Genomic DNA, 13,573 nt, shown 5'->3' with positions numbered 1-13,573 from the left:
CATGGCCGCCTTTTGTTTTGAAACGCTATCGAGATATTGGAGCGCGCGATGCCTGATGCCAATCTCTATCCGCCGGTTGATCCGATCAAGAGCGGTATCGCGGGGCGCTGCCCGCGCTGCGGTGAGGGCAAGCTGTTCAACGGTTTCCTGACCGTCGCGCCGCGCTGCAATTCCTGCGGGCTGGATTATTCCTTCGCGGATTCCGGCGATGGACCGGCGGCCTTCGTGATCCTGATTATCGGCTTCATTGTTGTCGGGCTGGCGCTATGGATGGAAGTCAATGTCGGCCCGCCGCTCTGGGTGCATTTCATCCTGTGGGTGCCGCTGGCGATCATCCTCAGCCTTGTCGCCATGCGATGGATGAAGGGTATTCTCATCAATATGCAATATCGCAACAAGGCCGCGCCCGGCACGATACAAACAAATGCCGACAGCCATCCGGATAGCAAAGAATGACCGAGCGTCAGGTTTCGCGCCGTTTTCCCTGGGGCGTTCTCATCGCATCCGGTATCGCGCTTGTGATTCTTCTGGCGCTTGGCACCTGGCAGGTGGAGCGGCTCTATTGGAAGGAAGCGCTGATCGCTTCCACCAATGAGCGCATCAAGGAACCGCCGCTACCGCTGGCGGAGATGGAAAAGCTCTATCAGGAAAAGGGCACGGTCGAATATCTGCCTGTGACCGTCTCCGGCACCTTCATGCATCAAGGCGAACGGCATTTCCTGTCCACCTATGAAGGTTCTCCGGGCTATAATGTCTATACGCCGCTGATGCTGGAAGATGGCCGCTTCGTGCTGGTCAATCGCGGCTTCGTTCCCTATGAGAAGAAGGACCCGGCCACCCGCGCCGATGGCCAGCTGGACGGGCCGGTGAGCATAACCGGGCTGGCGCGCGATCCCTTGTCGGCAAAGCCCGGCTTCTTCCTGCCGGATAACGATATCGCCAAGAATATCTTCTTCTGGAAAGACTGGGCGGCGATGGCCGAAAGCGCCGATCTACCGGATATCAATCAGGTTGTGCCGTTCTTTGTCGATGCGGACAACCAGCCCAATCCAGGTGGTCTTCCCATTGGCGGTGTGACGATCATCGAATTTCCCAACAATCATCTGCAATATGCCGTGACGTGGTATGGTCTCGCTCTGGCGCTGCTAGGGGTTGTTGGAACGTGGCTATGGCGTTATCGAAAATCGCCAAGGGGTTGACTTTCGCCGCGTTGCGGCCCACCTCGGAGGCTACAAACCTTAAGTATTTTGTCACGCCGAACCTGCGAGCTTCTTCATGACCGATCAGCGCCCCCCACTGGAAATCCGCCTTTGCGGTCCGCGCGGCTTTTGCGCCGGTGTTGACCGGGCGATCCAGATCGTCGTGCTGGCGCTGAAGAAATACGGCGCGCCGGTCTATGTCCGCCATGAGATCGTGCATAACCGCTATGTGGTCGAGGGGCTGCAATCGCGCGGCGCGATCTTTGTCGAAGAGCTTGATGAAATCCCGGCGGAGCATCGCGATCAGCCGGTGGTTTTTTCCGCCCATGGCGTGCCGAAATCGGTGCCAGCCGATGCGGAATCAAAGAACCTTTTCTATCTCGATGCGACATGCCCGCTGGTTTCCAAGGTGCACAAACAGGCCATGCGCCATCAGCGGCTTGGACGCCATGTGATTTTGATCGGCCATTCCGGCCATCCGGAAGTCATCGGCACGATGGGCCAGCTACCGGAAGGCGCGGTCACGCTGATCGAAACGGTCGAGGACGCCCGCAGCTGCCATTTTGCCGATGAGGATAATCTCGGTTTCGTCACGCAGACGACGCTCTCGGTGGACGATACGGCAGGCATTATCGAAGAATTGCAGGCGCGGTTTCCCAATCTTGCGGCCCCGGCTGCGGAATCGATCTGCTATGCCACCACCAACCGTCAGGATGCGGTGCGCTCAGCTGCACCCGGCTGCGACCTGTTCCTGATCGTCGGCGCGCCCAACTCGTCCAATTCGAAACGTCTGGTAGAAGTGGCGGAAAAGGCCGGCGCACGCATGTCCATGCTGGTGCAACGCGCCGCCGATATCGAGTGGGACAAGATCGGCGATATTGCCGTCGTCGGTCTTTCGGCGGGCGCTTCGGCACCGGAAATCATCGTCGATGAAATCATCGCATCGTTCCGCGACCGCTTCGATGTGCGCATCGAACTGGCGGAAACGGCAGTGGAAACCGAGAACTTCCTTGTGAATCGTGAAATTCGCGATGTGGAACTGACAGTGCAGGATATGGCATTCGTCAATGGCGAGAACAGGGTTGTCGGCATTCCGAAACTGGCGCCCCAGATCATGCCTAAGATAATGCCCAAGGTCATATAGGGGAAATAAGCGGCATGGCCGTCTATACTGATATCAACGAAATCGAACTTGGCGCATTCCTGCAGCAATACGATATCGGCACGCTGACGTCCTATAAGGGCATTGCCGAGGGTGTGGAGAATTCCAACTATCTCCTGCACACCACGTCCGGCTCTTTCATTCTGACGCTTTATGAAAAGCGCACCAACCGCGAAGATCTGCCGTTCTTTCTTGGCCTGATGCAGCATCTGGCCCAGCGCGGTCTCGACTGCCCGCAACCGGTCGTGCGCCGCGATGGCGAGACGATTGGCGAACTTGCCGGGCGTCCGGCGGCCATCGTCACCTTCCTCGAAGGCATGTGGATGCGCAAGCCGACCGTCGCCCATTGCGAGGCCGTGGGCGAGGGACTGGCGCGCATGCATTTGGCCGGCGAGGATTTTGCCATGCGCCGTCGCAATGGTCTGACGCTGCCCGACTGGCGTCCTCTGTGGAACCTGTCGCGTGAGCGCGCTGACACGGTGGAGCCGGGGCTGGTCGAGGAAGCGGAAGCCGACCTCGATTTTCTGGAAAAGAACTGGCCTGCCGATCTGCCGCAGGGCGTGATCCATGCCGATCTGTTCCCGGACAATGTATTTTTCCTGGGCGACAAGCTGTCGGGCTTCATCGACTTCTATTTCGCCTGCACCGACATTCTGGCCTATGACGTCGCCATCTGCCTGAACGCATGGTGCTTCGAAAAGGACTTTTCCTATAATCGCACCAAGGGCGCGGCCCTTTTGCGCGGTTATACGTCGATCCGTCCGCTTTCGACGGCGGAAGCCGACGCGCTGCCTGTCCTCTCGCGTGGTGCTGCAATGCGCTTCATGCTGACGCGGCTTTATGACTGGCTGACCGTTCCCGATGGCAGCTTCGTCATGAAGAAGGACCCGATGGAATATGTGCGCAAGATGCGCTTCCACCGCCAGATCGTTTCGGCTGCCGAATATGGGCTGGAACCGCAGGGAGTGGCTGCGTGAAGCGGATCGAAGCCTATACGGACGGCGCCTGCTCTGGAAATCCCGGCCCCGGCGGCTGGGGCGTGGTGCTGCGCTGGAACGGTAACGAGAAAGAGCTGAAGGGCGGAGAGGCCGACACCACCAACAACCGCATGGAGTTGATGGCGGCAATTTCTGCACTCTCCGCGCTGAAAGAACCGTGCGAAGTCGATCTCTATACGGACTCTGTCTATGTCCGTGACGGTATTTCCGGCTGGATCGAAGGCTGGAAGCGCAATGGCTGGAAAACAGCGGCCAAGAAGCCAGTGAAAAATGCTGAGCTGTGGCAATTGCTGGATGAGGCGCGCAAGCCGCATAAGGTCAACTGGCACTGGGTCAAGGGCCATGCCGGGCACCCGGAAAACGAGCGGGCCGACGAACTGGCCCGGGCGGGTATGGAGCCGTTCAAATATGGCGGTCACAAATCGCTGAAAGTGCTTTAGACATTATTCTGAATATAAAAAGGGCGGTTTTCACCGCCCTTTTTGCATTGATCAGAGCTGTTCGAGAATTGCCGAAGCAGCCGAAGTGACGGCCTGACCGGCCTGTTCTTCGATATTGAGCGTCTTGACCACACCATCTTCGACAATGGCCGAATAACGCTTGGAGCGAATGCCGAGGCCGCCAGCGGTTGCGTCGAGTTCAAGGCCTGCTGCCTTGGTAAAAGTGGCCGAACCGTCTGCGAGATAAAGGATCTTGCCTTCGCCGCCGGTGCTTTGCGCCCATGCGCCCATGACGAAGGCGTCATTGACGGCGATCACTGCAATCTGATCCACGCCCTTGGCGAGAATGGCATCGCGATTATCGAGATAGCCCGGCAGGTGGTTCAGGCTGCAGGTCGGCGTGAAAGCGCCCGGAACGGCAAAGAGAACGACCTTCTTGCCCTTGAAGACTTCGTCGGTCGTCACTTCCTTGACACCATCCGCAGTCTTGACCTTGAAGGTTGCTGCGGGAAGCGTGTCGCCAACTTGGATCGTCATCTGTTTTCTCCTGAGGGCAGGGGACAAATTGCCGTCTGGTCCGCCGCCTGTTATCAAAACTGTCATTTGCCGCACCGCGAAGCGCGAGCCGCGACAGTTAAACCGATAACGGCGCGCTCGACAATTTCAAAACGCTGATGTCGCCATCAAAATGGGCGAGGGCGCACAAGCCTTCAGTCGAGCGTGACCTGTCCTGACACGGCTTTGCCGTTCTGTACAATGGTGTAGTCGACGGTTGCATACCGCGCATCACCCTTGACCGTTACGGTGAATTTGCGCCCCTCGGAGGCAACCGGATCCGACAGGCGAAGCTTGTCACTGGCGACGAAAAGCTCGGCGGGAGCTTTCGGATCGGGGACGGCCAGGGTGAAAACCGCCGTGTCCTCATCACGCTTTACGGCGCTGACGCCGAAAGTGGGCGACGCGGTGGCGGGAAGCCGCCCGAAGGCTGTTTCGACGATGGTGTGCGCGGCAATAGCCTGCGGCTCGGCTGATTCAGCGCTCGTGCTGACGGGGAAGTCGAACTCTGCCTGCACGGGAATGCAGATATGTTCGCAAACACCCAGAAACGCATGCCCCTTGAGGCGGGTGTCATCGGGCTGCAGCTTGAAGATGATGGGCAGCGAAACCGGCTTCTTGTAGCCGATGCCATCATCGTTGCCGCCGAACCGCACTGGTGCTGGATAATCGATCTCAGCGTTGGCGTTGCCGTCGAGATTGATCTGCGGCGGCACACCGGCATCGCCCGGATTGCGCCAATAGGTTTTCCATCCTGGCTGTAACTCGATCTGCAACGCGCCGCGTATCTCGCGCTTGGGCCCGGCTTCAGCCGACACCGCACCGTCCTCGATGATGACGCGTACACGCCCGCCGGGCGTTTCTGTCCAGGCGGAGGTCGAAGCGTGTGCGGGCAAAGCTGAGGCGGCCAGCAAACCGAAAGCCAGAATGTTCAGACGTGTTTTCATCATTTAAAAATGAAATGAAATCATGGTTGCTTCAAGTCCAACATTATTGGGAGCAATTATATTTTTGCGGCCTTTGAAGACAAATTTGCGACGCCCATTGTTATTTTTCACAGGCTTGCTACCTTCATCAAAATGACCACGATCAGGAAGTCAAATCACGAGCAGGGTTTCTTGAACGGGCAATTCCTGCTTGCCATGCCCGGCATGAGCGACGAGCGTTTTGCCCGATCGGTGGTCTATATCTGCGCCCATTCCGACGAGGGCGCGATGGGTTTCATCATCAATCAGCTGCAACCGATTGGCTTTCCCGATATTCTGCGCCAGATCGGCGTGATCGATGAGAATGAGCTGATCGTCCTGCCCGAGCGCACACAGCATATGATGGTGCGCAATGGCGGGCCGGTCGATACCACGCGCGGCTTTGTGCTGCATTCTGACGATTATATGGTCGATTCGACCATGCCGGTCTCCGAAGATGTCTGCCTGACCGCAACGGTCGATATTTTGCGCGCCATTTATGGCGGCAAGGGCCCCTCACAGGTTTTAATGGCGCTGGGTTATTCGGGCTGGGCACCGGGGCAGCTCGAAGCCGAACTGGCTGACAATGGCTGGCTCAGCTGCGATGCGCCGCTCGACATGCTTTTCGACAGCGATATCGACGGCAAATATTCCCGCCTTATGCTGCATATGGGCATCGACATGTCGCGACTGGTTTCTGACGCGGGACATGCTTGAGTTAAGGGAGTAGGGCAGTAGGGGAATAAGGCAGTATGTTTTGGTTGCGGACGTCCGCGACGACCGTAACTTTCTACTGCCCTAATCTCACGCTGCCGCCGCTTCCAGCTGTTCCTTGATCATGCGGGTGGCGTCTTCGCGGCTGGTTGGCTGGCCGAACATGAAGCTCTGCACATATTCGCAGCCCATCTGGCGGAGCTGGAGCGCATCGCTTTCGCTCTCCACACCTTCCGTCACGACCGCCAGACCCAGATCATGCGCCATGCTGACGATGGAACGCAGCAGGGTTGTCTTCTGCGGCTGGTCGCCCTTCACGAAGGAGCGATCGATCTTGATGATATCGAACGGGAAGCGCGTCAGATAGGCGAGCGACGAATAGCCGGTGCCGAAATCATCCAGCGACAGGCCGATCCCCATGGTCTTGAGCCGGGCCAGCACATGGGCTGACTGCTCGGGATTTTCCATGAGGACGGATTCGGTCAGTTCCAGCTTCAGGCTGCCCGGATTGAGGTGAATGCGCGACAGCACGGAGCGGACATCGTTGATGAGGTCCTGCCGGATCAGTTGCGTGGATGAGAGGTTGACCGAGACGAACAGGTCGAGTTTCGGGAACTGTTCCTGCCAGGCGAAAAGGTCTTCGGCAGCGCGCTGAATTGCAAAGAGGCCAAGCTGCACGATCAGGCCGGAGTTTTCTGCAATCGGAATGAACTCCGACGGAGAGATTGCACCACGGCGCGGATGTTCCCAGCGCATCAGAGCCTCAAAACCGGCGATGGCTCCTTCGTCGAGCTTGACGATAGGCTGGTAGACCATGCTGATTTCGTCGCGTTCGAGCGCGCGGCGCAGATCGGATTCAAGCTGCAGCTTGTCGCTGCCGATGGCGCGGAAGGCCGGGCGGAACGGCTCGATTCGGTCGCCGCCAAAGCGCTTGGCCTGATACATGGCCAGTTCTGCATCCTTCACAAAATCTTCCGCCGTGGTGGCGGTTTTCGTCCAGGTGATGAGGCCGATAGAGGCAGTCAGAACGATCTCGCGCTTGGCATAGGCGATGGGCGCGCGGGTGGCCTGACGCAGCGCTTCCGCAAAGGCTGCGATGCGGCCGGGATCGCTTTCGGATGCAAGCAGCAGGCCGAACTGGTCGGAGGAGAGGCGCGACAGCGTGTCCTGCGGCTTCATCAGCCGGCCCAGACGGCGCGAAATGGTCAGAAGGATCGTGTCGCCCGCGGACATGCCCAGACTGTCATTGACCTGCTTGAAGCGGTCAATATCGATCATGAATACGGTCGGGTGCAGATTGCTCTCGCCGCGCGCCATATTCATCACATTGCTCAGGCGGTCGAGGAAAAGCTCGCGATTGGGCAGGCCAGTGAGATTGTCATGCACGGCATCGTGCAGCAAGCGTTCTTCGGCCTTCTTCTGCTCGGTGACATTGACCAGCGTGCCGACGCAACGCACCACTTCGCCATCCGAGCCGATCACCGGGCGGGCGCGCAGCGCATACCAGTGGTAATGGCCGTCATTGGCACGCAGACGGAAAATCTGGCCAATGCGTCCGCGACGGTTTTCCAGAATGGCGTCGAGCGTCGAGCGGAAACGGTCACGGTCGTCGGAATGCATGACGGGCAGCCAGTTGCGCACCGGGCCTTGCAAACTGCTTGCCGTATTGCCAAGCTGGCTGGCGATATCTGGCGTGGTGACCACGCGGTCGCGCGGCACATCCCAATCCCAGACGATATCGCCCGCGCCGATCACGGCGAGCGCCTGCCGCTCCATGTCGGACAACAGCCCCTGCTGGAGCGCGCCGCCTGCGAAAGCGTGCTGCATGACGGTAAAGCCGATCAGAAGCACGATGAGAACCAGCCCGCCGCCCAACGCCGGCTGGACAATGTCGTTGTCGAGGCGGCCGGTGACGGCCATCCATGCGCCAAGCAACCATATCAATGTGAGAAGCCAGGCGGGTATCAGCATAACTGCCCGGTCATAGCCCTTCACCGCGAGGTAGCCGATGATGGCGACGCCGGAAACGACGGTGAGCGCCAGCGAGATACGGGCAATGCCGGAAGCAATCGGCGGATCGAAGACCGCAACGCCCGCAAGCGCCAGTAGGCCCAGAACCCAGGTCACCGCGCCATAGCTGAAATGGTCGTGCCAGCGGTTGAGGTTGAGATAGGCGAAGAGGAAGATCACCAGCGAGGCGGCGAGCGCCACTTCTGTACCCGCACGCCATATCTGTTCGTTGCCGGGCGTGATTTCCATCAGCTTGTTCCAGAAGCCGAAATCGACGCAGATATAGGCGAGAACTGCCCATGCCAGCGCTGCCGTGGCGGGAAAAAGCGAGGTGCCCTTGACGACGAAGAGGATGGTCAGAAACAGTGCCAGCAGGCCCGAAATGCCAAGCAGGATACCGCGATAGAGCGTGTAGGAATTGACGGTGTCCTTATAGGCTTCCGGTTCCCACAGATAGAGCTGCGGCAGATTATGCGAGGAAAGCTCGGCGACGAAGGTGACGACGCTGCCCGGATTGATGGTGATGCGGAACACATCCGCGTCGGCGCTTGGCTGGCGGTCGAGCGCAAAGCCTTCGCTGGGGGTGATCGACGCAATACGCGGCGAGCCGAGATCCGGCCAGATGATGCCGGAACCGACGAGACGGAAATGCGGTGCGACGATCAGGCGGTCGATCTGCTGGTCGGTCGGATTGGCGATGGAGAAAGCAGCCCAGTCACCGGATGCGTTGCTGTTCTGGTCGGCCTGCACTTCGATGCGGCGTACGATGCCATCGGGGCCGGGCGCGGTGGAAACCTGAACGCTCTCACCCTTGTTGCGGATAAGTTCAACGGCGCGCGACAGATCGAGAGCGGTGTCGTCCTTGGAAATCTTGATCGGTTCGACAGCAGACGCATGAACGGCCGAAAAGGCCAGAAGGACGATCAGCGCGAGAAAACGCGCGGCGTTCTGGAATAGCTGTTCAGAAAAACCGCTCACGAGCGTTCAACCTTGCCATTGATCATGCGGCCATCCAACATACGTTTGTCGCTTTCTATGAGGGCATACAGCAGGTGGTCCTGCCAGAAGCCATTTATCTTGAGATAGGAGCGCAACAGTCCTTCTCTCTGAAATCCGGCTTTTTCGAGAAGCCGGACCGAACGTACATTATGGGGAATACAGGCAGCTTCAAGCCGGTGCAACCGCAGTTGGTCGAATGCAAAGGGGATAACCAGAGAGAGCGCCTCTGTCATATAGCCTTTGCCCGCGAAAGGAACGCCGCTCCAATAGCCGATCATGCCGTTCTGTCCTACTCCGCGGCGAATATTGCCGAGCGTAATACCGCCGAGAATGCGGTCGTCGCTGTTGCGGAAAATGAAGAAAGGATAGCCGGTTCCGGCAGAAATTTCTTCCTGAAAACGCCGCATCCGGTAGCGAAAGGCGCTTTTCGTCAGATCGTCGTCGGGCCAGGTCGGCTCCCATGGAGACAGAAAGGCCCGGCTTTGCTCGCGCAGTTTCGACCAGCCCGCAAAATCGCCCATCATGGGCTCGCGCAGATAAATGCGCTGTCCACGCAGAACGGTCGGGTTATTGCGCCGGAACGACAGGCCGATCATTGGAGTTAGGGGAGTAGGGAAATAGGTGAGTAGGGGAATAGGAAAAACGAAATCTTCACGGCCACATACTCCCCTATTCCCTTATTCCCCTACTGCCTTACCTTAAACAGCTATCTTTCTCGTATGCGCATTGGTCGACAGCGCATCGGTGAGGTCGCCGAAGCTCATCAGGCGACCAACCGGGCCGACGCCTGCAATGGTCGGCTTGCTGTCGAGGAACAGGCGGCCTGCAAGGTCCGTCAGGCGTTCCGGGGTGATCAGCGACAGGCGATCCATCAGCTCGCTGTTCTCAACCGGGCGGCCATAGAGCAGGAACTGGCGGGCCAGCTGGCCTGCGCGGCTGGCCGCACTTTCCTGCGACATGAGAAGGCTGGCGCGATATTGCGCGCGGGCGCGATTGACTTCCTCGATGCTGATCGAATCCGCCGCCTTGTGCAACTCATCAATAATAACCGGGACCAGTTCAACCAGCTCATCGCGGCCCGTGGCGGCATGAATGCCGAACAGACCCGTATCCGAAAAGCCCCAATGGAAGGCATAGACCGAATAGCACAAGCCGCGCTTTTCGCGCACTTCCTGGAACAGACGCGATGACATGCCGCCGCCTAGCACCATGGACAGAAGCTGCGAGGCGTAGAAGTCACGCACATGATAGGCGCGGCCTTCAAAACCGATCAGCACCTGTGCATCCATCAATTCGCGGTTTTCGCGGAAATCGCCGCCCACATAGGTCGCAAGGTCGAGCGTCGGCGCCGTGTTATGGGCGCGGAAACCGCCGAGACGCTTCTCCACTTCCTTGACGAAAGCATCATGGTCCACGCCGCCAGCAGCGGTCACGACCATGCGGTCGGCACTGTACTGCTCGTCCATATACTGGCGCAGGTCGGCAGAGGAAAAGGACATCACCGTATCCGGCTCGCCGAGAATGGCGCGGCCGATGGGCTGGTGACGATAGGCAGTTTCGGTGAAACGGTCGAAGACGATATCGTCCGGCGTGTCGTGCGCCGCGCCGATCTCCTGCATGATCACCTGTTTCTCGCGCTCAAGTTCGGCTTCGTCGAACTTCGATGCGGTCAGAATGTCGGTGAGAATATCGATGGCGAGCGGCATGTCATCGCGCATCACGCGGGCATAATAAGACGTGGTCTCGACACTGGTGGCGGCGTTGATCTCGCCGCCAACATCTTCAATATCCGATGCAATTTGCCAGGCAGAGCGGTTTTCCGTGCCTTTGAAGGCCATGTGTTCCAGAAGGTGGGCTATCCCATGCCGGTCGGCGGCTTCGTTTCTTGCGCCAGCCTTAACCCAGATCCCCAGCGCCACGCTTTCCACATGCGGCATGGTATCGGTGGCGATCGTCAACCCGTTGGGAAGACGCGTTACTTCAACACCCATAAGCGAATTGCTCCCTGCATTCCCCGCTCTGACTTTTCATGAGCCCGATCCGTTTCGCAATCGGGCTCAAATTTCCTTTCCAGGGTCTCAGGCGTGGGCCCTGGAATGGCGGCTCACATATTCTTCTACGATTTTCAGGTCGTTGTGAAGAACTGTGAAGCTTTCTTTTCGTTGCATCAAGTCCGACAGCCATGCCGGGAGTTGCGGTTCGACACCGCATGCAGCCTTGACGGCGTCGGGGAATTTGGCCGGATGCGCGGTGGCGAGCGCTACCATAGGTGCCGCGCCGGACACATTTTCGCGAGCCACTTTCACGCCGATGGCGGAATGCGGATCGAGAAGATAGCCGTCATCGGCCAGAACCGACTTGATCGTTTCCGCGGTTTCCGCAACCGTCGAGCGCCCTGCCGAGAACTCGGTGCGGATGGCGGAAAGCGGCTTTTCGGAAATGGTGAAGCCGCCCGATTGTTTCAGGCTTTGCATGAGGCCGCGCACGGCGGCGGCGTCGCGGCCATGGGCTTCGAACAGCAGACGTTCGAAGTTGGACGAAATCTGGATATCCATCGACGGCGAGGTGGTCTGGGCCACACCGCGCATTTCATAAGCGCCGGTATCGAGCGTGCGCGAAAGAATGTCGTTGTCATTGGTGGCGACGATCAGGCGCTCGATGGGCAGGCCCATGCGCTTGGCCACATAGCCCGCGAAAATATCGCCGAAATTACCGGTCGGCACGGTGAAGGAAACTGCACGGTCGGGCGCGCCGAGGCTGAGAGCTGCGGTGAAATAATAGACCACCTGCGGCATGATGCGTGCCCAGTTGATCGAATTCACGCCCGAAAGCGACAGCGCATCGCGGAAGGCGAGGTCGTTGAACATGCCTTTCACGAGGTTCTGGCAATCGTCGAAATTGCCTTCGATGGACAGCGCATGAACGTTCGCAAAGCCCGACGAGGTCATCTGGCGCTGCTGCACCGGCGAGACGCGACCGTTCGGGAACAGGATGAAGATATCGGTGTTGTCGCGACCGCCAAAAGCTTCAATCGCCGCCCCGCCGGTATCGCCGGACGTTGCGCCGACGATGGTTGCGCGTTCGCCACGGCTTGCCAGCACATAATCCATCATGCGCGCCAGAAGTTGCATGGCGACGTCCTTGAAGGCGAGCGTCGGCCCGTGGAAAAGTTCGAGCACGAATTCATTCGCGCCGGTCTGGACCAGAGGACACACGGCGTCATGCCGGAAGCTGCCATAGGCCTCGCGCACCATGCGCTCGAAATCGGCTTGCGGAATTTCGCCGCCGGTGAAGGGTGTCAGCACGGCAAGCGCGATATCGACATAGGATTTTCCGCGCAGGCTGCGGATTTGTTCCGAAGAAAACTGCGGATATTCCTGTGGCAGATAGAGGCCGCCATCGCGGGCTAGTCCGGCGAGCAATGCATCGCTGAAACCCAGGACCGGGGCTTCGCCGCGGGTGCTTACATATTTCATTTCGTCAGGCCTTCATTCCAGATATCTGCCCAGATCGGCTGCGCAAGTCTCATTCCACGCGCATCTTATTGGGATGCGTTTCAAAGCTGTGCAAATGCAATAGGGCGTCCATAAAAAAGCCGCAAGAAATTAAAACATCCCGAAGGGGATGGGGTTGCTCTTCGCGGCAAAAAACGGGAAAACGTCATCGCGCACTGTTTTGTGCGCAGTGGTATAAAGCATTTCCAGCAAAAGTGCGAAGCGGTTTTGCTGATCGCGAAATGCGATAGGAAGAAGATACATTTCCAGCAAAAGTGCGAAGCGGTTTTGCTGGTTGGAAAATGTTGTGGCGGAACAAATTGGGGTGGTCTGGCGATTTCAATGGAATCCAGGCGCTCTCAAACAAACAGATTAGTGCAGGGAAGCCCGGTCTATGCAGAAAGCATCACAGAATCGTTCATCGTTGTTTCCAGTCTTTGCAACGGTTTTGCTCACAGCGCTCGCAGGCTGCACGACCAGCGGCAGCGAAAAGCCTGGTGATATGGCGGCTGAAGGTCCAAAGCGCATCAGCGCATCGGAGCTTCGCGCCTATTGCCCGACAGTGACGCTGCGTGACGGCACCGCTTTCTTCAGCACCTATGCCAAGGGCGGCGACAAGGATCCGGCGCAGGTCGTCTATCAGGCGTCGCTGACCGACGTGACACGCGCGTGCCAGTATGGCGACGGCACGATCACCATCGACGTGGCTGCCGCTGGCAAGGTTGTGCCCGGTCCGAAATATAAGAACGGCACCATCACCATGCCGGTGCGCGTGGCCGTGCGCCAGGGCGATCAGGTGGTCTATTCCAAGCTGCACAAGCAGGCCGTCACCATCAATAACGGCGATACCGCGACCCAGTTCGTTTTCAACGACAAGGGCATTTCGCTGCCGATGCCGGACAAGCAGAACATCCAGATTTTCGTCGGCTTCGACGAAGGCCCGAATGCTAAGTAAGTTTCGCAGCGCCTGACAGGGCGAAGCGCTTATCGGAAAACCAGATGCGCGGGAGAAATCCCGCGCATTGTTTATTTTAGTT

General features: G+C 58.5%; 13 protein-coding genes. 7 read left to right on the top strand and 6 right to left on the bottom strand.

Annotated elements, in window-relative coordinates:
- Nucleotides 1-48: 48 nt before the first annotated feature.
- From JAU75_RS04740 to rnhA, 5 genes are all read left to right on the top strand, one after another.
- A complete protein-coding gene (locus JAU75_RS04740; protein ID WP_199055087.1) occupies nt 49-456 on the top strand; it encodes a DUF983 domain-containing protein in 408 nt (135 codons plus the stop codon).
- Nucleotides 453-1,199 carry an SURF1 family protein gene (locus JAU75_RS04735; RefSeq protein ID WP_199055086.1) on the top strand — a complete coding sequence of 249 codons (747 nt, stop codon included), beginning with the start codon at nt 453-455 and terminating at the stop codon, nt 1,197-1,199. Before JAU75_RS04740 ends, JAU75_RS04735 begins: the two co-directional genes overlap by 4 nt.
- A gap of 76 nt (nt 1,200-1,275) precedes the next feature.
- Complete coding sequence (ispH, locus tag JAU75_RS04730) at nt 1,276-2,343, top strand: 4-hydroxy-3-methylbut-2-enyl diphosphate reductase (RefSeq protein WP_199055085.1); 1,068 nt, start codon at nt 1,276-1,278, stop codon at nt 2,341-2,343.
- Nucleotides 2,344-2,357: 14 nt separating this feature from the next.
- Complete coding sequence (locus JAU75_RS04725; protein ID WP_199055083.1) at nt 2,358-3,338, top strand: homoserine kinase; 981 nt, start codon at nt 2,358-2,360, stop codon at nt 3,336-3,338.
- On the top strand, nt 3,335-3,799 hold the full coding sequence (rnhA, locus tag JAU75_RS04720; protein ID WP_199055081.1) for a ribonuclease HI: 465 nt from the start codon (nt 3,335-3,337) through the stop codon (nt 3,797-3,799). Before JAU75_RS04725 ends, rnhA begins: the two co-directional genes overlap by 4 nt.
- Nucleotides 3,800-3,850: 51 nt before the next feature.
- On the opposite strand, the gene JAU75_RS04715 is transcribed toward rnhA, so the two are convergent.
- Nucleotides 3,851-4,336: a peroxiredoxin gene (locus tag JAU75_RS04715; RefSeq protein ID WP_199055072.1), complete on the bottom strand. Its 486-nt coding sequence runs from the start codon at nt 4,334-4,336 to the stop codon at nt 3,851-3,853.
- A 173-nt stretch (nt 4,337-4,509) separates the two neighbouring features.
- On the bottom strand, nt 4,510-5,301 hold the full coding sequence (locus JAU75_RS04710; protein ID WP_199056001.1) for a protein-disulfide reductase DsbD domain-containing protein: 792 nt from the start codon (nt 5,299-5,301) through the stop codon (nt 4,510-4,512).
- A gap of 132 nt (nt 5,302-5,433) precedes the next feature.
- On the opposite strand from JAU75_RS04710, the gene JAU75_RS04705 reads away from it, so the two are divergent.
- Entirely contained in the window at nt 5,434-6,036 is a 603-nt protein-coding gene (locus JAU75_RS04705; protein WP_199055070.1) for a YqgE/AlgH family protein, read from the top strand.
- Nucleotides 6,037-6,123: 87 nt separating this feature from the next.
- Here JAU75_RS04705 and JAU75_RS04700 read toward each other — a convergent pair whose 3' ends face one another.
- The 4 genes from JAU75_RS04700 to thrC all read right to left on the bottom strand — a co-directional run bounded on the left by JAU75_RS04700 (nt 6,124) and on the right by thrC (nt 12,518).
- Nucleotides 6,124-9,021: a sensor domain-containing phosphodiesterase gene (locus JAU75_RS04700; RefSeq protein ID WP_199055068.1), complete on the bottom strand. Its 2,898-nt coding sequence runs from the start codon at nt 9,019-9,021 to the stop codon at nt 6,124-6,126.
- Nucleotides 9,018-9,638, bottom strand: a complete 621-nt coding sequence (locus JAU75_RS04695; RefSeq protein ID WP_199055066.1) for a GNAT family N-acetyltransferase — start codon at nt 9,636-9,638, stop codon at nt 9,018-9,020. Before JAU75_RS04695 ends, JAU75_RS04700 begins: the two co-directional genes overlap by 4 nt.
- 102 nt (nt 9,639-9,740) lie before the next feature.
- Nucleotides 9,741-11,033, bottom strand: a complete 1,293-nt coding sequence (locus JAU75_RS04690) for a pitrilysin family protein (protein ID WP_199055064.1) — start codon at nt 11,031-11,033, stop codon at nt 9,741-9,743.
- Nucleotides 11,034-11,120: 87 nt separating this feature from the next.
- Nucleotides 11,121-12,518, bottom strand: coding sequence for a threonine synthase (gene thrC, locus JAU75_RS04685; RefSeq protein ID WP_199055062.1), 1,398 nt, complete (start codon nt 12,516-12,518; stop codon nt 11,121-11,123).
- A gap of 412 nt (nt 12,519-12,930) precedes the next feature.
- Between thrC and JAU75_RS04680 the strand changes: the two genes are divergently transcribed.
- Nucleotides 12,931-13,491 carry a hypothetical protein gene (locus JAU75_RS04680; protein WP_199055060.1) on the top strand — a complete coding sequence of 187 codons (561 nt, stop codon included), beginning with the start codon at nt 12,931-12,933 and terminating at the stop codon, nt 13,489-13,491.
- Nucleotides 13,492-13,573 lie beyond the last annotated feature (82 nt).

Source organism: Ochrobactrum sp. Q0168, from assembly GCF_016427605.1.
GTDB lineage: Bacteria > Pseudomonadota > Alphaproteobacteria > Rhizobiales > Rhizobiaceae > Brucella.
This window is presented reverse-complemented; position numbering and strand designations above follow the sequence as displayed.